18 protein-coding genes are annotated in these 22501 nt (G+C 74.9%); 13 read left to right on the top strand and 5 right to left on the bottom strand.

Annotated features, from left to right (window positions below):
* Positions 1-8: 8 nt before the first annotated feature.
* Positions 9-761 (bottom strand): IclR family transcriptional regulator, encoded by a 753-nt coding sequence (locus AC3D3D_RS05360; RefSeq protein ID WP_463661188.1) that lies wholly within the window; start codon positions 759-761, stop codon positions 9-11.
* Between the two features lie 170 nt (positions 762-931).
* Between AC3D3D_RS05360 and AC3D3D_RS05355 the strand changes: the two genes are divergently transcribed.
* The 5 genes from AC3D3D_RS05355 to gcl all read left to right on the top strand — a co-directional run bounded on the left by AC3D3D_RS05355 (position 932) and on the right by gcl (position 6663).
* Positions 932-2254, top strand: a complete 1323-nt coding sequence (locus tag AC3D3D_RS05355) for a DUF6986 family protein (RefSeq protein ID WP_463661189.1) — start codon at positions 932-934, stop codon at positions 2252-2254.
* A gap of 7 nt (positions 2255-2261) precedes the next feature.
* On the top strand, positions 2262-3047 hold the full coding sequence (locus AC3D3D_RS05350; protein ID WP_463661190.1) for an IclR family transcriptional regulator: 786 nt from the start codon (positions 2262-2264) through the stop codon (positions 3045-3047).
* An 89-nt stretch (positions 3048-3136) separates the two neighbouring features.
* Positions 3137-3949 carry a hydroxypyruvate isomerase family protein gene (locus AC3D3D_RS05345; protein WP_463661191.1) on the top strand — a complete coding sequence of 271 codons (813 nt, stop codon included), beginning with the start codon at positions 3137-3139 and terminating at the stop codon, positions 3947-3949.
* A 32-nt stretch (positions 3950-3981) separates the two neighbouring features.
* Positions 3982-4860, top strand: a complete 879-nt coding sequence (locus AC3D3D_RS05340) for a 2-hydroxy-3-oxopropionate reductase (RefSeq protein WP_463661192.1) — start codon at positions 3982-3984, stop codon at positions 4858-4860.
* Between the two features lie 27 nt (positions 4861-4887).
* On the top strand, positions 4888-6663 hold the full coding sequence (gene gcl / locus AC3D3D_RS05335) for a glyoxylate carboligase (RefSeq protein WP_463661193.1): 1776 nt from the start codon (positions 4888-4890) through the stop codon (positions 6661-6663).
* A gap of 148 nt (positions 6664-6811) precedes the next feature.
* Here the strand turns inward: gcl and AC3D3D_RS05330 are convergent, their stop codons facing one another.
* Both AC3D3D_RS05330 and AC3D3D_RS05325 read right to left on the bottom strand, forming a co-directional pair.
* The gene (locus AC3D3D_RS05330; RefSeq protein WP_463661194.1) at positions 6812-7510 is read right to left on the bottom strand and encodes a hypothetical protein; all 699 of its coding nucleotides are present in this window, start codon (positions 7508-7510) and stop codon (positions 6812-6814) included.
* 255 nt (positions 7511-7765) lie between these two features.
* The gene (locus AC3D3D_RS05325; RefSeq protein WP_463661195.1) at positions 7766-8725 is read right to left on the bottom strand and encodes an AraC family transcriptional regulator; all 960 of its coding nucleotides are present in this window, start codon (positions 8723-8725) and stop codon (positions 7766-7768) included.
* A gap of 153 nt (positions 8726-8878) precedes the next feature.
* On the opposite strand from AC3D3D_RS05325, the gene AC3D3D_RS05320 reads away from it, so the two are divergent.
* The gene (locus tag AC3D3D_RS05320) at positions 8879-9769 is read left to right on the top strand and encodes an NmrA family NAD(P)-binding protein (RefSeq protein ID WP_463661196.1); all 891 of its coding nucleotides are present in this window, start codon (positions 8879-8881) and stop codon (positions 9767-9769) included.
* Positions 9766-10254, top strand: coding sequence for an anthrone oxygenase family protein (locus AC3D3D_RS05315; RefSeq protein ID WP_463661197.1), 489 nt, complete (start codon positions 9766-9768; stop codon positions 10252-10254). The genes AC3D3D_RS05320 and AC3D3D_RS05315 overlap by 4 nt, the downstream gene beginning before the upstream one ends.
* 172 nt (positions 10255-10426) lie before the next feature.
* On the opposite strand, the gene AC3D3D_RS05310 is transcribed toward AC3D3D_RS05315, so the two are convergent.
* Both AC3D3D_RS05310 and wecB read right to left on the bottom strand, forming a co-directional pair.
* The gene (locus AC3D3D_RS05310) at positions 10427-10891 is read right to left on the bottom strand and encodes a hypothetical protein (RefSeq protein ID WP_463661198.1); all 465 of its coding nucleotides are present in this window, start codon (positions 10889-10891) and stop codon (positions 10427-10429) included.
* 57 nt (positions 10892-10948) lie between these two features.
* Positions 10949-12013 carry a non-hydrolyzing UDP-N-acetylglucosamine 2-epimerase gene (wecB, locus tag AC3D3D_RS05305; RefSeq protein WP_463661199.1) on the bottom strand — a complete coding sequence of 355 codons (1065 nt, stop codon included), beginning with the start codon at positions 12011-12013 and terminating at the stop codon, positions 10949-10951.
* Positions 12014-12075: 62 nt separating this feature from the next.
* Between wecB and AC3D3D_RS05300 the strand changes: the two genes are divergently transcribed.
* The 6 genes from AC3D3D_RS05300 to AC3D3D_RS05275 all read left to right on the top strand — a co-directional run bounded on the left by AC3D3D_RS05300 (position 12076) and on the right by AC3D3D_RS05275 (position 22496).
* On the top strand, positions 12076-13188 hold the full coding sequence (locus tag AC3D3D_RS05300; protein ID WP_463661200.1) for a glycosyltransferase family 4 protein: 1113 nt from the start codon (positions 12076-12078) through the stop codon (positions 13186-13188).
* A complete protein-coding gene (locus AC3D3D_RS05295; protein WP_463661201.1) occupies positions 13185-14411 on the top strand; it encodes a glycosyltransferase in 1227 nt (408 codons plus the stop codon). Before AC3D3D_RS05300 ends, AC3D3D_RS05295 begins: the two co-directional genes overlap by 4 nt.
* Positions 14412-14524: 113 nt before the next feature.
* A complete protein-coding gene (locus AC3D3D_RS05290; protein WP_463661202.1) occupies positions 14525-15820 on the top strand; it encodes a nucleotide sugar dehydrogenase in 1296 nt (431 codons plus the stop codon).
* Positions 15821-17929 carry a DUF6541 family protein gene (locus AC3D3D_RS05285; RefSeq protein WP_463661203.1) on the top strand — a complete coding sequence of 703 codons (2109 nt, stop codon included), beginning with the start codon at positions 15821-15823 and terminating at the stop codon, positions 17927-17929. It abuts the gene before it with no gap.
* A gap of 183 nt (positions 17930-18112) precedes the next feature.
* Positions 18113-20317, top strand: a complete 2205-nt coding sequence (locus tag AC3D3D_RS05280) for a DUF6541 family protein (RefSeq protein ID WP_463661204.1) — start codon at positions 18113-18115, stop codon at positions 20315-20317.
* Between the two features lie 13 nt (positions 20318-20330).
* The gene (locus AC3D3D_RS05275) at positions 20331-22496 is read left to right on the top strand and encodes a DUF6541 family protein (protein WP_463661205.1); all 2166 of its coding nucleotides are present in this window, start codon (positions 20331-20333) and stop codon (positions 22494-22496) included.
* Positions 22497-22501 lie beyond the last annotated feature (5 nt).

Genomic DNA, 22501 nt, shown 5'->3' with positions numbered 1-22501 from the left:
CGCCCTCCTCAGGCCGTCGGCATGAGAGCGGTGGACACGGTCTGCGCCGAGCGGAGCAGCGCCGGCACGGCCTTCTCGCCGAACTCGTAGGTCACCCGGGCCGCGGGGCCGGACACGGACAGCGCGGTCGGTGTGGGCGCGCCGGGGACGGTCACCGCGAAGCAGCGCACGCCGATCTCCTGCTCGCCGTCGTCGACCGAGTAGCCCCGCTCCCGGATGCGGTCCAGCTCGGCGAGCAGCGCCTCGACGTCGGTGATCGACCGGTCGGTGAGCCCCGGCATGCCCACCCGGTCGACGATCTCGCGCACGGTCTGGTCGGGCAGCTGGGAGAGCACCATCTTGCCCACGCCCGTGCAGTGGCAGTACACGCGCCGGCCCACCTCGGTGAACATGCGCATCGAGTGCGTGGAGGAGGCCTGGGCGACGTAGACCGCCATGTCCCGGTCGATCATCGCCAGGTTCGCGGACTCGCCGAGCTCGCGGGCCAGCTGCTCGAGGTGGGGGCGGGCCCCGGCACCGAGCTGGCGGCCGGCGCTCTCCCCGAGCCGGATGAGCCGCGGTCCCAGGGTGTAGCGGCGCGACTCCAGCTGGCGGGCGTAGCCGCGCGAGACCATCGTGCGCATGAGCCGGTGGATCGTCGGCAGGGGCAGCTCGGAGGCCGCCGCCAGCTCGCTGAGGGCGGCGTCGCCGCCGAGGTCGGTGAGCAGCTCGAGCAGGTCGATCGCGCGATCGACGGACTGCACGCCCGAGGTGTTGGCCATCGTGTCTCCTTCGTCGCCGGCGGCCGCCGAGGTGTCGGCACGTCCCGTGCTCGGCGAGTCGCCGGGCCCATCCTTCCACATGCCGGAACAGTGGCACGGATCGGCGGTCCGCGGCACCGCCCCCGGACAGACCTTCCACCACCGACCAGACGCACGAACGGAGCGACGGCATGACCAGCCCAGGCCCTGAGAGCAGCACCCCCGCACAGCGAGCGGAGCGAGGAGCGGCGCCGAGCCCGGCGCTCGGCGAGGGGACCTACGCCGCCGTCGAGGAGCTGCTCGCCGACGCCGACCGGCGCCTCGAGAGCCTCTACCCGGGCGACGACGGGACCCGCCAGCCCGTGCACACCGTGTACGTGCCGGCCCACCGCTACCGGGCCGGCCTCACGCGCGACTGGGGCGCCCAGGCGCTCGAGCTCCTCGCGGACAACGGCGGCACGGACGCCCTGCTGGAGTCCGTCGGCGTCCCCGAGGACCTGCGCGCCGAGGTGGGCGCGCTCGTCGAGGCCAAGCTCGCCACCGAGCCCGTCGAGGACCTGCGCATCGACCTCGAGGACGGCTACGGCGACCACGGCGACGCCGAGGACGATGACGCCCTCGCCGCGGCCCGCGCGCTGCGCGCCGAGATCGCCGACGGCGTCGCCCCGCCCTTCAGCGGGATCCGCTTCAAGTGCCTCGAGCGCGCCACCCGGGCCCGCGGCCTGCGCACGCTCGACCTCGTCGTGTCCACGCTGGCCGAGGACGGGGACCTGCCCGAGGGATTCGTCGTCACGCTGCCGAAGGTGACCTCGGTCGAGCAGGTCGAGGCGATGGTCCTCGTGTGCGGGCGGCTGGAGGACCAGCTCGGCCTGGCGCCCGGCCGGCTGCGCTTCGAGATCCAGGTCGAGACCCCGCAGGCCGTGCTCGGCCCCGACGGCGTGGCCACCGTCGCGCCGATGATCCACGCGGGCGACGGCCGGGTGACGGGGCTGCACTACGGCACCTACGACTACTCCGCCTCGCTGGGCATCGCCGCCCGCTACCAGTCGATGGAGCACCCCGCGGCCGACCACGCCAAGGCCGTCATGCAGCTGGCCGCGGCCGGCACGGGCGTGCGCCTCTCGGACGGCTCGACCAACGTGCTGCCGGTGGGCGAGCGCGCCCAGGTCCACCAGGCCTGGGCCCTGCACGGCCGGCTCGTGCGGCGCTCGCTCGAGCGCGGCTACCACCAGGGCTGGGACATGCACCCCGGGCACCTGCCGGGCCGGTTCGCGGTCACCTACGCCTACTACCGCGAGGGGTTCGCCCCGGCCGCGCAGCGGCTGCGTGCCTACCTGGGGCAGGTCGAGGGTGCGGTGATGGACGAGCCGGCCACCGCGCGCGCCCTGGCATGGTTCCTCGCGCGCGGGCTGGACTGCGGGGCGATCTCCACCGCCGAGGTCGAGTCCGCCGTCGGTGCCCCGGCGGGCGACGTCGACGCGCTGGCCGGACGGCCGGCGACCCGACGGGGCTGATCCGGCGATGGCCGGCGGTGCGGGCGGCGTGCAGTCCGTCGAGCGTGCGTTCCGCGTGCTGGAGATCATCGCGTCCGCGGGTGGGCAGATCACGCTGAGCCAGCTCTCCTCGGAGGTCGACCTCCCGCTGCCGACCATCCACCGGCTCCTGCGCACGATGGTCGGCCCGGGGTACGTGCGGCAGATGCCCGACCGCAGCTACGCGCTCGGCCCCCGCCTCATCCGGCTCGGGGACAGCGCCTCGGGTCAGCTGGGCGTCACCGGGCTGCCGGTGCTGCAGCGGCTCGCCGACGAGCTCGGGGAGTCGGCGAACATGGCCAGCCTCGACGGCCAGATGATCGTCTACGTCGGGCAGGTCCAGTCCACCCGGTCGATGCGCATGTTCACCGAGGTCGGCCGACGCGCCTTCGCCTACGCGACCGGGGTGGGCAAGGCGATCCTGGCGACGATGTCCGACGCCGAGGTCGAACGCCTCGTCCCGGCCACCCTCGCCCGGCCCACCCCGCGCTCGGCAGGCACCATCGCCGAGCTCGTCGACCGCCTCGACGTCGTGCGCGCGCAGGGCTTCGCCATCGACGACGAGGAGCAGGAGATCGGCGTGCGGTGCTACGCCCTGGCGGTGCCCGGCGACCCGGTCCGCACGGGGATCTCCGTCTCCGGCCCCACCTCGCGGGTCGACGACGCCTTCGGCGAGCGCGCCGTGCCGCTGCTGCGCCAGGCCGTCGCCGAGATCGCCGCGGGGCTCGCGGCCGAGGAGCACGCGGAGCCGACGTCGACCGCGTCGACCCGTTGACCGCGCCTCACCGTTGACCGCGCCCCTCGGCCGCTGCTAGCGTTTCCAACATCAGGAAGTAGATATCCACCTAGCGGAAAAGAGAGGGTATGGCCGGCAACGTCCCGTACACCGTGAACTGCTCGATCCTGCTCACCGACCTCCCGCTCCTCGAGCGGCCCGCCGCCGCGCGCGCCGCCGGGTTCGCCGGCGTCGAGCTGTGGTGGCCCTTCGGGACCTCCACGCCCGACGAGGGCGAGATCGACGCCCTCGTGACGGCGCTCGACACGGCCGGCGTGCAGCTGACCGGCCTCAACTTCAACGCCGGCGACATGCCCGGCGGGGACCGCGGCCTCATCTCCTGGCCCGAGCGCTCCGCCGAGCTGCGCGCCAACCTCGACGTCGTCACCGCCATCGGCGAGCGCACCGGCTGCCGCGCCTTCAACGCGCTGTACGGCAACCGGGTCGAGGGTGCGGACCCGCAGGCCCAGGACGACCTCGGCGCGGAGAACCTCGCCCTGGCCGCCCAGGCCGTGGACCGCATCGGCGGCACCGTCCTCCTCGAGCCGGTCTCCGGCGCCGACGCCTACCCGCTGCGGACCTCCGCGGACGTCGTCGGCGTGCTCGACCGCGTGCGCGAGGAGCACGGCGCGACCAACCTCGGGCTCCTGCTCGACGTCTACCACCTGGCCGTCAACGGCGCCGACGTCGACGCCGACCTGGCCGCGTACGCCGACCGCGTCGCCCACGTCCAGATCGCCGACGCCCCGGGCCGCGGCGCCCCCGGCTCCGGCGACCTGCCCATCGAGCGGTGGATCCAGGACATCCGCGCCACCGGCTACACCGGCCCGGTCGGCCTGGAGTACAAGACCGCCGACGCCGACCCGTTCGCCTGGCTGCCCCGCGAGCAGCGCGGCGCCTGACCGACCCACCACCACCCCAAGGAAGGGGAGACATGAGCACCATCGCCTTCATCGGCCTCGGCATCATGGGCAGCCCGATGGCCGTCCACCTCCAGAACGCGGGCCACGACGTCGTGGGCTACAACCGCACCCCGGACAAGACCGCCCCGCTGGTCGAGGCCGGCGGCACCGCCGCGAGCTCCGCAGCCGAGGCCGCGCGCGGCGCCGACGTCGTCGCCGTCATGGTTCCCGACTCGCCCGACGTCGTCGACGTCCTCACCGGCGAGGGCGGCGTGTTCGACGCCATCGAGCCCGGCACCCTCGTCATCGACTTCTCCTCGATCCGCCCCGACGTCACCGTCGAGCTGGGCGAGCAGGCCCGCGAGGCCGGCGTCCGCCTGATCGACGCCCCCGTCTCCGGCGGCGAGGCCGGCGCGAAGAACGCGGCGCTGTCGATCATGGTCGGCGGCTCGGACGAGGACTTCGAGGCGGCCAAGCCCTACCTCGACGTCGTCGGCAAGACCGTCGTGCACGTCGGCCCCACCGGCTCGGGCCAGACCGTCAAGGCCGCCAACCAGCTCATCGTCGCGGGCAACATCGCCCTGCTCGCCGAGGCCGTCGTCTTCCTCGAGGCCTACGGCGTCGACACCCAGGCCGCGATCGAGGTGCTCGGCGGCGGGCTCGCCGGCTCGGCGGTGCTCAACCAGAAGGCGGAGAAGATCCTCGGCCGCGAGTTCGCCCCGGGCTTCCGCATCGACCTGCACCACAAGGACCTCGGCATCTTCACCTCCGCCGCCCGTGAGGAGGGCGTCGTCGCCCCGGTGGGCGCCCTGGTCGCCCAGCTCATGGCCAGCGCCCGCGCCGCCGGTGACGGCACCCTCGACCACTCGGGTCTGTTCCGCTCGATCGCCGGCCTGTCCGGGCGCAAGTAGGCCCCTCTTAGGAACAAGGAGCACACCATGCCTCGGATGAGAGCGGTCGACGCCGCGGTGGCCATCCTCGAGAAGGAGTCCGCCACCCAGGCCTTCGGCCTGCCCGGCGCCGCCATCAACCCGTTCTACGACGCGATGCGCCGTCACGGCGGCATCCACCACGTCCTCGCCCGTCACGTCGAGGGCGCCTCGCACATGGCCGACGGCTACACCCGTGCCCGGCAGGGCAACATCGGCGTCTGCATCGGCACCTCCGGTCCGGCCGGCACCGACATGATCACCGGGCTGTACGCCGCCTGGGCCGACTCCGTGCCGATCCTGTGCATCACCGGCCAGGCGCCGGTGGCCAAGCTCGACAAGGAGGACTTCCAGGCGGTCGACATCGCCTCGATCGCCGCGCCGGTGACGAAGATGGCCAAGACCGTCCTCGAGGCCGCGCAGGTGCCGGGCGTGTTCGCCAAGGCCTTCCAGCTCATGCGCTCGGGCCGTCCCGGGCCGGTGCTCATCGACCTGCCGCTGGACGTCCAGCTCGCCGAGATCGAGTTCGACCCGGATACCTACGAGCCGCTGCCCGTCGAGCGGCCCGCCGCGACCCGTGCCCAGGTCGAGAAGTCGCTCGACCTGCTGCTCGCCGGTGAGCGTCCGGTCATCGTCGCCGGGGGTGGGATCATCAACGCCGGCGCCGAGGAGCAGCTCGTCGAGCTCGCCGAGACCCTCGGTGTCCCGGTCATCTCGACCCTCATGGGCTGGGGCGCCATCCCCGACGACCACCCGCTGTCCTCGGGCATGGCGGGCATCCAGACCTCGCACCGGTACGCCAACGCCACCTTCCTCGAGTCGGACTCGGTCATCGGGATCGGCAACCGGTGGGCCAACCGGCACACCGGCGGGCTGAGCGTCTACCGCGAGGGCCGGACCTTCGTCCACGTCGACATCGAGCCCACGCAGATCGGTCGCGTCTTCGCGCCCGACTACGGGGTCACCTCCGACGCCGGCGCCTTCCTGACCGCCGCGGTCGAGGTCGCCAAGGAGCGCGCGGCGGCGGGCACCCTGCCGGACTACTCCGCGTGGGTCGCCGACTCGCAGCAGCGCAAGTCCAGCCTGCAGCGCAAGACCAACTTCCCGGAGACGCCGATCAAGCCGCAGCGCGTCTACCAGGAGATGAACCGGGCGTTCGACCGGGACACGGTCTACGTGACGACGATCGGCCTGTCGCAGATCGCCGGCGCGCAGTTCCTGCACACCTACCGGTCGCGGCACTGGATCAACGCCGGCCAGGCGGGGCCGCTCGGCTGGACCGGGCCCGCGGCCCTCGGCGTGGCTACCGGTGTGCCGGAGAAGAAGGTCGTCGCGCTCTCAGGCGACTACGACTTCCAGTTCATGCTCGAGGAGCTCGCGGTCGGGGCGCAGCACCATCTGCCCTACGTCCACGTCGTCGTCAACAACGCCTACCTGGGCCTGATCCGTCAGTCCCAGCGGGCGTTCGACATGGACTACCACGTGTCCCTCGCCTTCGAGAACATCAACTCCTCCGAGCACGAGGGCTACGGCGTCGACCACGTCAAGGTGGCCGAGGGCCTGGGCTGCAAGGCGATCCGGGTCTCGGACCCCGACGACCTCGAGGCCGCCTTCACCAAGGCGCAGGCGATGGCCGAGGAGTCGCGCGTGCCCGTGGTCGTGGAGGTCATCCTCGAGCGGGTCACCAACATCTCGATGGGCGCCGAGCTCGACGGCGTCAACGAGTTCGAGGAGCTGTCGCTGTCGGCGACCGACTCGCCGACGGCGACGGCGCTGCTCGACTGACCGGGTCCGGGGCACCGACGCCCCGGCACCCGCACCGCGCCCCCGGGCGCCGGGAGGACCCGGCACCGGGGGCGCGGTGCGTCGCGCGCAGAGGCCGGGGGAGCGGGTGTGGGCGACGGGGCCGGAGGCGGCCGGTCCGCCGTCGTTCTCAGGCGCGGCGGAGGACGATCCCGCGCTCGCCGAGCAGGGCGTCCAGCGCGTTGACGGCCCCCGAGATCTCCTCGCCCGGGTAGCCGATGAGCTCGATGCGCACGTGCGGTGTGCCCGGGCCGACGACGACAGCGCCGCCCTGGCGGGGCGTCGTCGCCCGGGCGAGCACCGGGCCGGGGTCGGCGAGCTCGACGGCGACGAGCACCGGCGTGCGCGCCTGCACCTCGCGCTCGTGCGCCCGCTCCGTCCGGCGGTACTCCCGGGCGGTCATGTTCCTGCCGGGTCGTCGTAGGGAGCGCAGCCGGGTGGAGGTGATGAGGCGTCGGACGACGTCGTCGCCGGTGCCCAGGGGGAGCGCCGCCACGGCCACGCCGGTGATCTCGGGCAGGGACACGAACAGGCCGCCGGGGCCCACCACGCCCTCGTCGGTCACGAGCAGGTCGATGGCGTCGTCACCGGTGCGGCGGCCCCGCAGGGTCTGGACGATGCCGACGACGAAGATCCCGGCCGCCACCAGGCCTACCAGGGACATCGCGGCCGGAGCGAAGATCTGCGAGGTGCCGGCGCCGTCCTGCACGGCCTCGATGAGCCGGAAGCCGTAGTAGCCGAGGATCCCGAGCCCGGCGAGGACACCGATCCCGTAGGCGATGAGGCGAAGGGCGGGGGAGTCCGCGTCACGGCGGAGCGCGACGCGCACGCGCGGGCCGGGCTGATGCGGCGGGCCGGGATCGCCTGGGTGGCCGGGCTGGCCAGGTTGTCCGGGCCGACCTGGTCGGCCAGGCCCTCCGCTCGGCGGGCCCGGCACCCGCCGGTCGTGATCCTGCGGTCCTGGCTGGTTCGACATGCGTCCCCCTCGGTGTCGGTCCGGACATGGTGCGGCAGGGCGGTGCCGGGCCGGGCGACCGCGGGCGGGGACCTCTCCCACCCGCGGCTCGGTAGGGGAGCGCGGCGGTCAGCCGGTCCGGGCCGAGCGGCGCACCTGCCCCGGCGAGCGGCCGACGGTGCGGGTGAAGGCCCGGTTGAACGCGGCCTCGGAGCGGTAGCCGAGCTCGGCCGCCACCTGCGCGCAGGTCCGTTCACCGGCGGTGAGCCACTCCTCGGCCAGGCGCATGCGCCACCGGGTGAGGTAGGCGTGCGGCGTCTCCCCGACGAGCGTCGCGAAGCGCTGGCTGAAGGCCGACCGCGACATCGCCGCCGTCGCCGCGAGCCGGTCGACGCTCCAGTCGGCGCCCGGATCGGCGTGGACCGCGTCGAGGGTCCGCCCGACCTGCTCGTCGCGGAGGGCGGCCAGCCAGCCGTCCCGCGCGGCGTCGTCGTCGGTGAGCCAGCCGCGCAGGACCTGGACGACGAGGATGTCGGCGAGCCGGGTCGCCACCGCCTCGGCGCCCGGCCGGGGGTGGGCGAGCTCGCCGGCCATGAGGCGCAGCGTGTCGCGCACCGGGGATCCGACGGCGGTCGAGTCCCCGGGGGCCAGGACGACGGCCGGCAGCCGGCTCATCAGCTCCCGCGCGGCGGGCTCGTCGAAGGCGACGATCCCGCAGACGAGCTGGGTGTGCTCGCCGTCGCCGCCGTGCCGCAGCACCGCGTAGTGCTCGCCCAGCCATTCCTGGGGGAGCTCCTCTACCGGCTGCGGGCGACCGGCGCCCGGACCGCTGAGGACGTCGTGGCCGCGGCCGTGCGGCACCAGGGCGAGGTCGCCCGGCCCGAGACGCACCTCCGCGCCGTCGGGGGTGCGCAGCGTGCAGGTCCCCGCGGTGACGACGTGGAAGGTGAGCGAGTCGGCCACCTCCGGCATCCGCAGGGCCCACGGCGCGCCGAGCTCGGAGTGCCCGTAGAAGATCCCGCGCATCCGCAGGGTCTGCAGGGCGCGCGCCAGGCGGTCGCTCGGCTCCCAGGGGAGCGTGGCGGTCATGGACCGATCCTTGCGCATGTCGCCGGGCGCGCACGCCATCTCCGGACGAACGAGCAAGAAACGTGCGCGATCGGGGATGGGAACGCCAGGTCGTGCTCTCTAGCGTCGTGGTGTCGCCGGATCGACCGGCACGGACGGAGCAGAGGAGTGCGCATGTACGTCATCGCCGGAGCCACAGGACGGGTGGGCGGCGCCGCGGCGCGTCGGCTGCTCGAGGACGGAGCCGAGGTCCGCGTCCTCGTCCGGACGCAGGACGCCGCGCGCGTGTGGGAGGCGCGCGGCGCCGAGGCCCGGGTGCTCGACCTCGGCGACCGGTCCGCGCTCGCCGACGCGTGCCGCGGCGCGGAGGGTCTGTTCGTCCTCCTGCCCTTCGACCTCACCGCCGACGACCTCGACGTCCACGCCGACGCCCTCGTCGCTTCGGTCGCGGGTGCCGTCGACGACGCCGGGGTGGCCCACGTCGTCATGCTCTCCTCCGGGGGAGCGGACCTCGAGGCCGGGACGGGGCCCATCGCCGGCCTGCACCGGCTCGAGCGGGCCCTGCGGTCCGCCACGACGCTCACGACCCTGCGCTCGGGCCACTTCCAGGAGAAGGTCGCCGACGTCCTGGGACCGGCGAGCACCGACGGCGTCTACCCGGTCCTGGCCTCCTCGGCCGACCGCCCGCTGCCGATGGGGGCCACCGCCGACGTCGGGCGGGTGGCCGCCGAGCTGCTGCTGGCCCCCGGGAGAACGAGCGAGGTGGTCGACGTGCTCGGCCCCGAGCACACCGAGCGGGAGGTGGCGGGGTGCCTCGGCGGGCTGCTCGGGCGCGAGCTGCACGTCGCCGTCGTGCCGGCCGAGGGGTGGGAGGCCACGCTGGCCGGGGCCGGGTTCCCCGCGCACGTCGCCGCGAGCCTCGCCGAGCTCTACCGCGCGGACGAGGACGGCCTGCTCGGGCCGCGCGGGGACCGGACCATCCGCGTGACGACGCCGCTCGAGGCCACCCTCGCACGGGTGCTCGCCGAGGCCGGGACCGCTGCCGGTGTCGGGGCCCGGCGATGAGCGTGCCGATCGACGCCGGCCGCGCGGCCGAGGGGCTGCTGGTGACGGCCACGGTGGGCAACGGGCTGCTGGCCGGGCTCTTCCTCGGCTTCTCCTGTGCCGTGCTGCCGGGCCTGACGCGCGTGGATGACGGCGCCTTCGTCGACACCTTCCGGAATGTCAACCGGGCGATCCGCAACCCGGTGTTCGGCCTGGTCCTCGTGGCGACGCCGGTGGCGACGGTGGCCGGCGCCGCGGCGACGGTGCTCGACGGACGCGAGGGCGCAGCCGGGGCGCTCGCCGGGCTCGCCGGCACCGCGGCGATGCTCGCGGTGACCTTCGCCCGCAACGTCCCGCTCAACGAGGTGCTCGACCGGGCGCCGACCGCGGGGCCCGGTGAGCTGCGCGCGGCGCGCGTCGCCTTCGAACGACCCTGGTCGCGGTGGAACGCGGTGCGGACCGTGGCCGGGGTGCTCGCCACCGCCTGCCTGGCCCTGGCGATCTGAGCGGCCGCCCCACCGCGCGCTGAGCGTCCGCACCACTACGCGCTGAGCTGCTGTCCCGCCGAGAACATGGGTCGTGTCTCGAGACGATGCACCGAGGGCATGCTCTCGCGACACCACCCATGTTCTCGATGAACGAGCGGGCGGGACGGGGGCGGACCAGACTGCGCGCGGGTCAGGTCGCGGGGCGGTGGCCGCGCAGGGCCAGCTTCTCCTCGACCTCGCGGATCGGCTTGCCCTGCAGGTTCCACAGGTAGGCGGCGGCGGCGAACCCCAGCACGCCGAACGCCACGAGGATCCAGCGGACGGGCGCCTCGAAGAGCGTCAGGCCGAGGACGATGATGACGAGGTCGCCGACCACCATCGAGCCGAGCACCAGCGCGCGTGCCCGCCGCATCCCCGCGAGCCGGGTGGCCAGGGCCTCGGTCGAGACGTGCGCGTCGCCGGCGCGGTCCCCGCCCGGTGTTCCCGGTCCAGCGCCGGTGCCGGCGCCAGTGCCGGCCCCCGCCCCGGCCTCGGCCCCGCCCGGCCGCGCGGGCGACCCGTACGGGCCCTGGCCGGCGGCATCCTGCTGCCGCGGACCGCCGGTCGCGGGACGGCCGGGGCCCCAGCTGTCGAGGGGGTCGTCTCCGTAGGTCATGGCTCTCTCCGGTCGGTCGGTCGACCGGTCCGCGCCGGCCGTGTCGGTCGCGGCGGGTCAGTCCGCGGAGGTCAGGGCGTCCAGGACGCGGGCCGCGGCGTCGCCGTCGCCGTAGGGGGTGGCGTCGGTGTCGGCCGGGCGCGGCCGGGTCGCCGCCGACAGGAGCGCCTCGCCCGGCTCGACGAGGACGTTCCAGCCCAGCTCGACGGTCTCGACCCACTCGGTCTCGGTGCGCACGGTCGTGCAGGGCGTGCGCAGCAGGAAGGCCTCCTTCTGCAGGCCGCCGGAGTCGGTGACGACGCCGCGGGCGCGGTCGGCCACGCCCACCAGGTCCCGGTAGCCCAGCGGCGTACGGGTGCGCAGGGCCCCGCCGCTCAGCTCGATGCCCGCGGCCTCCGCCTTGGCCACGAGGCGGGGGTGGGCCAGCAGCAGCACCGGGGCGTCGAGACCGGCCAGCGAGGAGACGATCGACCGCAGGCGCTCGGGGTCGTCGGTCGACTCGGCGCGGTGGATCGTGGCGAGGTAGTACTCGCCGTCGTCGAGCCCGGTCTCGGCCAGGGCGACCGGCCGGTCCTGGCCGACCGACTCGCGCGTGGCGAGCAGCACGTCGGTCATGACGTCGCCGACGACGACGGTCCGGCCGGCGAGCCCCTCGTCGGCGAGGTGGCCGGCCGCGACCTGGGTGGGCGCGAGCAGGAGGTCCGCCGCGTGGTCGGTGAGCACCCGGTTGATCTCCTCGGGCATCGCCCGGTTGAACGAGCGCAGGCCCGCCTCGAGGTGGGCGATCCGCACGTGCAGCTTGGCCGCCGAGACCGCCCCGGCCAGGGTGGAGTTGGTGTCGCCGTAGACGAGCACCCAGTCCGGGCGGTGCTCGGTGAGGACCTCGTCCATCGCCGCGAGCATCGCCCCGGTCTGCCTGCCGTGGCTGCCCGAGCCGACGCCGAGGTGGACGTCCGGGGCGGGAATGTCCAGCTCGGAGAAGAACACGTCGGACAGCAGCGGGTCGTAGTGCTGTCCGGTGTGCACGATGACGTGCTCGATGCCCCGCCGTGCGCACTCGTGCGCGATCGGGGCGAGCTTGACGAACTGCGGGCGGGCACCGACGACGGAGAGGATCTTCACGGTCACCGAGCGTAGCGGCGCCCGGTCCGACGGGCGGCGGCGCGGCCAGGTAGTTTCGCCCCATGCGAGTCGTCGTGGTCACCACCTGGTTCCCCACCGAACTGGCGCCCAGCTCGGGCTCCTTCGTCGTCCGCGACGCCCTGGCGATGGCCGCCGGCGGGGACACCGTCGACATCGTCCACCTCGTGCCCAGCCACCAGGACGACGGCACCCGGCACGTGCGCCACGAGGGCCTCAAGGTCCTGCGCCTGCCGATGACCCCCTCCCGGCTCGACCAGGTCGGCGCGGCCGCCGCCGCGCTGCCGGCGATCCTCGACGACGCCGACGTCGTCCACACCACCGCGATCTCCGCGCTGCTGCCCTTCGCCGTCGCCCGGCCGAAGGCCCCCTGGGTGCACACCGAGCACTACTCGGGACTGACCAGCCCGGAGAACCTCACCTTCCCCACCCGCGCGGTGCTGCCGCTCGTGCGGGGGCTCCTCGACCGCCCCGACGTCGTCACTGCCGTCTGCGAGTTCCTCGCCGAGCCGATCCGCGCGGTCCGCGGGGAGAAGGACACCGTCGTCGTGCCCTGCATCGTGCCGCCGCTGGACCAGGTGCCGGCCCGGCCCGAACCGAGCGGCGAGCTGCGGCTCGTCAGCGTCGGCGGGCTCGTCGAGCGCAAGGACCCGCTGCTCGCCGTCGACGTCGTCGCCGAGCTCGGCCGGCGCGGGCACCCCGCCCACCTCACCCTCGTGGGCGACGGGCCGCTGACCGGGGCCGTGCGGGAGCGGGCCGAGGAGGTCGGGGTCGCGGAGCGCATCCACCTGACGGGGACGCTGGACCGGGACGGCGTGCTCGAGCAGCTCGCCGCCGCCGACCTCTTCCTCGGGCCCACCCGCGGGGACAACTTCTTCGTCTCCTGCGCCGAGGCGCTGGTGGCGGGCCGCCCCGTCGTCGTGGGCTCGACCGGCGGCCAGGGGGAGTACATCGACCCCCGCGTCGGCGCGCTCGTCGACACCCAGGACGCGGGCGCCTACGCCCGAGCCGTCATCGACGTGCACGTCCGCACCGAGGGCCTGACCGCCGACGACGTCGCGGCCACGATCGGGGACCGGTTCTCCGTGCCGACCGTCGCCGAGGGCTACGCCGCCGCGCACGCTCTGGCCCGCGAGGTCCGCGGCGGCCGGCGGTGAACGAGGCGCAGGGCGGGGGACCGGGCGCCGGGGCAGGGGACCGGCCGGACGGCACGACCACCGACCGGCCGGACGGCACGACCGCGGACCGGCCGGACGGCGCGGCCACCGACCGGCCGGGCGCCGGGCGCACGATGGTCTTCCACGCCCCGTACCCGGTCGGCGGTGGCTCGACCTCCGGGTCGGGGATCCGGCCCGTGCGCATGCGCGACGCCTTCCGTGAGCTTGGCTACGAGGTGATCGAGGTGACCGGTCACGGCACGGAGCGGGCCCGGTCGGTCGCGGCACTGGCGAGGCGCCTCGCCGACGGGCTGCACGTCGACCTCGCCTACGGCGAGTCGTCCACGATGCCGACCGTCCTCACCGAGCCCCACCACCTGCCCACGCACCCGATCGTCGACCTGCGCCTCGCCCGCCTGCTGCGCCGCCACGGCGTACCGACGAGCGTGTTCTACCGGGACATCTACTGGCGCTACCCGGAGTACACCGAGCGGGTCAACCGCGTCGTCGCCGCCGGCACCCGCACGCTCTACCACGCCGAGCTGCGTGCCTACCGCCGCGTCCTCGACCGCGTCTACGTTCCCTCGGCGGAGATCGCGGCCCAGGTCCCGCACCTGCGGCCCGAGCAGATGGCGCCGCTGCCGCCCGGCGGGGCGATCCACGACGTGCCGACCGTGCCCGGCCCGTTCACGGTCCTCTACGTCGGCAACGTCACCTCCTACTACCGGATGCACGAGCTCGTGCGCGCCGTCGGTGCCGTCCCGGAAGCGCACCTGCTGCTGTGCACGCCGAAGGACTCCTGGGCGGCAGCCCGCGCGGAGTACGCCGACCTGCTCACCGACCGCGTCGAGGTCGTGCACGAGCGCGGGGAGGGGCTGCTGCCGTTGTTCGCCCGCGCCGACGTGTGCTCGATCGTCGTCGAGCCCTCGGAGTACCGGGACTTCGCCGCCCCGGTCAAGCTCTACGAGTACCTCGGCCACGGCAAGCCGGTGCTGGCCACCGACGGCACCCTCGCCGGCCGGACGGTGGCCGCCGGCGGCCTGGGCTGGAGCGTGCCCTACGACGGCGAGGCGCTGACCTCCGTGCTCGCCCGGCTCGCCGCCGACCCCGGTGAGGTGGCGGCCGTCGCCGAGCACGTGCGCTCCGCCCGCCACGGCCACACCTGGGCGGCGCGCGCCCGGCACGTGGCGCAGGACCTGGCCACGCTCGACCGGCGGGGCTGACCCCGCACGTGGTCCGGCCACCCCGCCCCTCCGTGACGGGCGGCGCGGGCGGCCTACGATGTCCAGGGCCGTACCACCGCCGCGCCCACCAGTGACTCCCCGGAAGGATCTACATGCGCATCGCCGTCGTCGCCCTGGGAAAGATCGGCCTGCCGCTTGCCGTGCAGTTCGCGGACGCCGGGCACGAGGTGATCGGGGTCGACGTCAACGCGGCCACGGTCGACTCGGTCAACTCCGCCACCGAGCCCTTCCCCGGTGAGGCCCACCTCCAGGAGAAGCTGAGCGAGCTCGTCCCCGCCGGCCGGCTGCGCGCGACCACCGACTACGCCGAGGCGATCCCCGGCGCCGACGCGATCGTGCTCGTCGTGCCGCTGTTCGTCGACGACGCCACCTGGGAGCCCGACTTCGACTGGATGGACTCCGCCACCCGCTCGCTGGCCGAGCACCTCACCCCCGGCACCCTCATCTCCTACGAGACCACGCTGCCGGTCGGTACGACCCGCAACCGGTGGAAGCCGCTCATCGAGGAGATCTCCGGCCTGCGCGAGGGCGAGGACTTCCACCTCGTCTTCAGCCCGGAGCGGGTGCTCACCGGTCGTGTCTTCGCCGACCTGCGCAAGTACCCCAAGCTCGTCGGTGGCCTGACCCCCGAGGGGACGCGCCGGGCCACCGAGTTCTACGAGTCCGTCCTCACCTTCGACGAGCGCCCCGACCTGCCGCGCCCCAACGGCGTGTGGGACATGGGCAACGCGGAGGCCGCCGAGATGGCCAAGCTCGCCGAGACCACCTACCGGGACGTCAACATCGGCCTGGCCAACCAGTTCGCCCGCTACGCCGACACCGTCGGCATCGACGTCCAGACCGTCATCGACGCCTGCAACTCCCAGCCCTTCAGCCACATCCACCGGCCCGGCATCGCCGTCGGCGGGCACTGCATCCCCGTCTACCCGCGCCTGTACCTGTCCACCGACGCCGACGCGACGATCGTGCGCACCGCCCGCCAGCTCAACGCCTCGATGCCCGCCTACGTGGTCGGCCGCCTCGAGTCGATGCTCGGCGACCTGTCGGGCCGACAGGTGGCCGTCCTCGGTGCGAGCTACCGCGGCGGCGTGAAGGAGACCGCGTTCTCCGGCGTGTTCGAGACCGTCACCGAGCTGCGTGCCCGCGGCGCCGAGGTCCTCGTCCACGACCCGATGTACACCGACGAGGAGCTGGCCGACTTCGGCTGGACCGCCTACCACCTGGGCGAGGCGGTCGACGCCGCCGTCGTGCAGGCCGACCACGCCGAGTACAAGACGCTGACGCCGGCCGACCTGCCCGGCATCCGCATCCTCGCCGACGGTCGCGCCGTGACCGACCCGGCCGCATGGGCGGGCACGCCCCGCATCACCGTCGGCGGCGGGCAGTAGTTGGACCCCAGCGGCACGACGCTGGGGGAGAGCGCCGGCACGGTCCTCGTCGCGCTCCTCGCGCTGCTGGGTCCCGGCCTCGCCGTCGGTCACGCCTGGCTCGGGCTGCGTCGCCTCACGCTGCTCGCCTCGGCCCTGCCGCTGACGGCGGGGATCGTCGCGCTGCTCACGCTCCTGGTGCCGCCGCTGGGGCTGCCGTGGGTGCCGGCCATGGCGACCGTGCTCGCCCTGGTCACCGCCGGGGCCGTCGGTACCGGTGTGGTCCGGACGGTCGTGGCCCGGCGGGCCGAGGCGACGGCGCGCGGCCCGGAGCGCGGTCCGGAGCGCCGCCCGGTCCTGCCCGGTGACGTCGACGCGGGGCGGGCCGACCGGCTGGTCACCGGGCTCGCCCTCGTGGCGGCGCTGTTCCTGCTGCTCCTGGTCAGCTCCCGCGGCCTGGAGGGCCTGGGGATCGGTCAGCCCATCGAGCACCGCGACGCCGTCTTCCACTACTCCGCGACGGCGCTCGTCGTCGCCGGTGACGGATCGCCGTTCCCGCTCGGTGGGCTCGACGCCCTCTTCCCCGGCTCCGACGGCGTGTACTACCCCTCGCTGTGGCACGGGCTGACGGCGCTGCCCGCGGCCGCCGGCGACGCCGTGCTCGGCTCGCACGTCGTCGTGGCCCTCGTGGCCTGGGCCTTCTTCCTCGGCGTCGCGCTGCTCGCCCGCGCCGCCGCCCCGCGCCTGCCGTTCGCGGCCGGGCTCGCGGTCCTCGTCGCGAGCGCGGCGACGGCCTTCCCCTACTACTCGATGCACTTCCACGGGCAGTGGCCCTGGGCGCTGTCCGTCGTGCTCACCCTGCCGACCCTCGTCCTCGGGCTGCGCTGCCTGCACGACCCGCGCGCCGCCACCGGTTGGGTGGCCCTCGGGCTGGCCGGATTCGGCGCCGTCCTCGCGCACGGGTCCGCACCGGCGGTCGTCGTCGTGGCGGTCACCGCCTGGGCGTGCGCCCGCCTCGCCACCGGGGTGCGGCGCGGCTCCTTCCCCGAGCGGGTCGGCTCCGCCGTCGCGGTGCTCGCGCTCCCGCTGCTCGTGGGAGCCCTGGCCCTGTTCCTCCAGCTCACGGTCCCCCAGCTGGCGTCGATGGGCGACTTCGAGCGGATCTCCGTCGACCGGCTCGGCGAGATCACCGAGACGGTCCAGTACGCCGTGCCCGTCCCGCCGCTCATCGGCGTGCAGGAGCCCGCCTGGGTGCTCACGGCGCTCGCCGCGATCGGGCTGATCGCCCTCGTGCAGACCTCGTCGGGGCGGTGGATGCTCGGCCTCGCCGCCATCCTGCTCGTGCTGCGGGTGCTGGCGGCCGGCCCCGACGGGCCGCTGAGGGACCTCACCGCGATCTGGTACAAGGACTACGACCGCCTCGAGGCGCTGCTCGTGGCACCGATGGCGGTGATCGCCGGCGCCGGCGGGGCCGCGCTCATCGCGATCCTCGTGGCCGTCGTCGGGTCGGTGACCGACCGGTACCGGTCGGGGGCGGCCGGGCGCCCGGGGCGAGGCGGGCCCACCTCGCGGCGGCCCACCGTCGCGATGCGGCAGGCGAGTGCCCGCTCCCTGCCCGCCCGCCTCGCCGCGGGCGCCGGGGTGGTCGCCGTCGTCACCGCCGTCGCGATCTCCACCCGTGGGCTGCACCTGGCCGTGTCCGCGGAGACCGTCCGGCAGGGCCCGCGCCCGGCGGTGCCCGAGCGGCCGGTCATGCTCCCCACCGGCGAGGCCGCCTGGCTCCGGTCGCTCGAGGGCACGCTCGACGACGACGCGCTCGTCCTCGGCTCGCCCGCGTCCGGTGCCGTCCTCACGCCGGCGCTGGCCGGCTGGCGGGTCCTGCCGACCGAGCTGTACCCCGACCCCGAGAATCCCGCGGTGCTGGCCCTGCGCTCGCTCGAGCGGCTCGGCACCGACCCGGCGGTGTGCGCGGAGCTCGACCGGCTCGGAGTCACCCACCTCTACCTCGACGCCCCCGAGCACATGATCCTGGGCTGGAGCTACCCCGACCCCGCGGCGGTCCCGCCCGATGCCGTGCGCACGGTCGCGCAGCACGACGACGCGATGCTCGTCGAGGTCATCGCCTGCTGAGGCCCGCCGGCCCGGGCCCCGCCGCCTCGGGTCCGACCCTCGCCTGAGGGCCGACCGCCGCTCGGGAGCCGATCTCCGCCGCGCCCCACCCGCCCGTGCGGGTGTGACGAAGGTGACCGGGACCGACCGGCGCCGCACCAGGCCCGCCCACCACAATGGCCAGGCCGACGACTTGGAGGACCGATGACCTGGGCGCAGTTCGTGCTCCCGACGATCACCATGCTGGTGCTCTCGGTCCTTCCGGGCTACCTCATGCTCCGCGTGGTCGGGCTGCGCGGGCTCCTCGCCCTCGGCGGCGGCGCGGTCGTCACCCTCGCCGGCGCCGCGGGCCTCGGCGTCTTCTACGACCCCCTCGGGGTGCCGTACACGCTGGCGACGGTGGTCGCGGGGCTCGCGCTGTGCACGGTCGTCGCGGCCGGGATCGGGCACCTCCTCGGCACCGCGCCGTGGGTGCGTGGCGAGCGGGCCCGGCCGATCGTGCAGCCGGTCGCGCTCGACCGGTCGATGGTCACCGTGCTCGCGGCGATGGTGCTGGTCGGCACGATCGTCCACTGCCTCAGCCTCGCCCAGGGCATGGGCGCGCCTGGCCGGCCGGTGCAGACCTGGGACGGCGTGTTCCACCTCGGGGCGATCCGCACGATCCAGGAGACGGGGAACGCCTCCCCGCTGGGCGGGCTGGCCCCCATGTACGACGCGCTCGAGAGCCCCTTCTACCCGGCGGTGTGGCACGGCCTGGTCGCGATCTCGCCCGGGTTCGACCTGGTCTCGACGGCGGCGAACGCGTCCTCGTTCGTCATGGGTCCGATCTGGCTCGTCGGCGCCGCCGCGCTGGCCCGCACCGTCTGGCCGTCCCGCCCGCTCGCCGCCGTCGCCGCCCCGCTCGTGGCCGCGTCCTTCGCCACCATGCCCGGCGTCCTGCTCGGGGTGGTGTCGCTGTGGCCCTACGCCGCCGCGCACGTCGCCATCCCGGGGCTGCTCGCGCTCATCGTCCTCGCCGTGCGGCAGCTGCCGCACCCCGGCCCGACGGCGGCACTGGCGATCCCCGCCGTCGTCGGCTTCATCGGGGTGGGCCTGACGCACGGCTCGGCCGCGTTCACGATGGTCGTCCTCGCCGGCCCCCTGGTCGCCGTGGGGATCTACCGGGCGGCGCGCCACGCCTGGGTGGCGGGCCATCGCCTGCCCGTCCTCGTCACCCTCGGCGTGCTGGCGGTCGGGCTCGTCGCCGTCGTCGTGGCCCTGGCGGTCTTCCCGGTCCTCGACATGGTGCTCGGGTTCGAGCGCGGCGGGCAGGACTCCTACCTGCCGGTGATCGGCCAGCTGCTCATCGACAACCCGCTGGTCTACAGCTACGACTGGCGGCAGTCGGTCGGGCAGGTCACGGTCACGGCGCTCGCGGTCCTCGGTGCCGTGACCGCGTTCCAGATGGCCAAGGGCCGGTGGCTCGTCCTCGGGTGGGTCTGCGCCCTCGTCCTCACGGCGCTCGCGGCCGGCCCCGAGGACAACCCGCTCCGGGCGCTCGCCGGGTTCTGGTACACCCAGCCCAGCCGCGTCGTCGTGCTCGTCCCGATCATGTCCGCACCGCTCGCCGCGCTGGGAGCCTCGACGGTCGCGCGCGCGCTCGTGCGCCGGTGGGCGGCTACCGGGAACGACGCGGGGGAGACCAGCGCCGGCCCGGGGGCCGAGCGCGTCGACGAGCGCGCCGACGAGCGTGTCGAGGAGCCCGCCGACGAGCGCGTCGAGGGGCCCGCCGAGGCGGACGTCCGGGTGCCCGCCGAGGAGAGCGCGCCGCCGCCGGCGGACGACCCCCGCGGCCGGTCGTCCGCCCGCTCGGCCGCCACGGCGGTGCTCGTGGTCCTGCTCGGCGCCGTCGTGCTCGCCACCGGCGGCCTGCGCCACGACCTCAAGGCCGAGGCGATCGTCAACTCCTACGTCCCCGGCCGCATCGCCTGGGGAACCATGCTCAGCGAGGAGGAGATCGACCTCATGATCCGGGCCGGGGACGTGCTGCCCGAGGACGCCGTCGTCATCGGGGACCCCTTCGCCGGCGCCGGCTACGCGTGGTCCCTGGGCGGGGTGAACATGCTCTACCGCCAGCTCGGGCAGTGGGACACCGAGGAGCTGACGACGCTGGGCACCAGCTTCGACGAGATCTACACCAACCCCGAGATCTGCGAGATCGTCCGTGACCTCGGCGTCACGCACGTCATCACCGACACCCACCCGCGCGGTCCGCAGGAGGACGACCAGAAGTACTCCTACCGCACCGAGGGCCTGGCCTACGTCCGGCCCGGGGACGGCTTCGAGCTCGTCGACCGGGCGGGCACGACGTCGATCTGGCGCCTGACCTACTGCGACGACCCCGCGGCTGCCGAGAACGGCGCCGGGTGACCCGGGGCGCCGGATGACCTGGGTCCAGACCGCGCCCGGACTGGCGGCGATGGCGCTGCTCATGGTCGCCCCTGGCTGGGCCATGCTGCGCGCTCTCGGGCTGCGGGGGCTGGTCGCGCTCGGGCCCGCGGCGACGCTGACCTTCGCGCTGTCCGCGGGCTGGGCCGTGCTGCTCGGCGCGGCAGGAGTGCCGTGGAACCTGGGGACCTTCCTGGCCGGGATGGCGCTGGCGGTCGCCGCCTGCGGCAGCATCGGACACCTGCTCGGAACCGCGCCGTGCCGGGCGAGGGGTCAGGGCGACCCACGGTCGGTTGCCCTCACCGAGCGGGCGGGACCCGCCGGCCCGGTGCACTGGCTGCGCCCCGCGGGCCGCGCCCGGCACGTCGCCGAGGTGGCCGTGAGCCGCCCGGGCACCCGTGACGCCGAGTCCCTGCTGCCCGCCCGAGGCGTCCTGCTCCAGCCACCGCCGCTGACCCGTCCGGTGCTGGTCCTGCTCGTCCTCGCCGTCGCCCTCGCCACCGGCCTGCACGTCCTCGCGATGGCCCGCGGGATCGGCGTGCCCGACCGGCCCAGCCAGGTCTGGGACGGCGTCTTCCACCTCAGCGCGATCCAGGCCGTGCGCGAGCACGGCGACGCCTCCGCCTTCGGCGGCCTGGCCAGCCTCTACGACTACGGCTACGCGCCGTTCTACCCCTCGGGCTGGCACGGCATCGTCGCCGTCACCCCGTTCCTGGACCCGGTGCCCGCCGCGGTCAACGCGTCGATCCTCGTCGTCGGGCTCCTGTGGTCGCTCTCCGTGGCCGGCCTGACCCGCGCGACCTGGCCCGACCTGCCGGTCGCGGCCGCCGTCGTCCCGGTCCTGGCCCACTCCTTCGTCACGCTGCCGGTCGGCCTCATCACCCAGATGGGCCAGTTCCCCTACACCTACGCCCACGTCCTGCTGCCCGGGCTGCTCACCCTCGTCGTCCTGGCGGTGCGCAACCTGCCCGACGTCCGGGGCGCCGCCGCCCCCGCGCTGCCCGCCGCGATCGCCGCCCCGGGCCTGGCCCTCGTGCACGGCTCGGCCTGGTTCTCCACCCTCCTGCTCGCCGGCCCGCTGCTCGCGGCCGCCGCGGTGGGTGCCTTCCGGCGGCTGCGGCTCACCGGGCGACGTCGCGTCCTCGGGGTCGGGCTGTGGGCGGGTGGCGGCCTCGTGGCCCTGGCCTCGGTCCCGTTGCTGGCCGGCGGCGTCGTCGAGTCGGTCACCGCCTTCGAACGGCCCGGTGACGAGTCCTACGAGTGGATCCTCACCTCCCTGCTCGTCGACCGGCCGCTCCGCTCGTTCGGCGACTACGGGGTGGGCGGGACCTGGGCGATCGGCCCCGTGCTGGTGGCCGGGCTGGCCGTGGCCGGTGCCGGGCTCGTGTGGTGGCTGCGGCGCGGCCGGTGGCTCGCCGTCGGCCTGCTCGCCACGGTAGTGCTCACGGCCTTCGCCTGGGGCCCGGTGGACAACCCGATGCGCCCGCTGACCGGGGTCTGGTACTCCGAGCCGATGCGCCTGGCCGCCCTGGTGGCCGTGTGCGCCGCGCCGCTGGCCGCCGTCGGGCTCGCGGTGCTCGTCCGGGCGGCGGCCCAGGCGGTGACGCGTGTGCCGTCGGCCCGGCTGCCGATCGCGGAGGCGGCGCTGGCCGCCGTCGTGGTCGCAGGTCTGGTGCTGGCCTCGGACGGGCTGCGGCTGACCCTGCGGACCTACCACGCGGTGGAGAGCTTCGTTCCCGGTCACACGACCTTCCGCATGCTCGCCTCGGACGAGGAGCTCGAGCTCTTCCGCCGCGCGGGCCAGAACCTGCCCGAGGATGCGGTCGTGCTCGGGGACCGGTTCCGCGGCACGCCCTACCTGTACTCCCTGGGCGGCGTCGACGTCGTCTATCCGCACCTGGCCGGGCCGCGCGGTGCGCACGGGCAGCTGCTGCAGGCCCGGATCGACGAGATCGGGACCGACCCGGCCGTCTGCGAGGCCATCGACCGACTTGGGGTCACGCATCTCTACACCAACACCCGCGACACCGGCCCGGACCCCTGGGACCAGATGCGACCGCTGGGCGACGTCACCCTGTTCAACCTCCGCCCGGGCGAGGGCTTCGAACTCGTCGACTCCGGCGGCACGGGCGAGCTCTACGAGATCACGGCCTGCCGCTAGCGGGC

This window comes from Georgenia sp. X1117, assembly GCF_057784635.1.
This window is presented reverse-complemented; position numbering and strand designations above follow the sequence as displayed.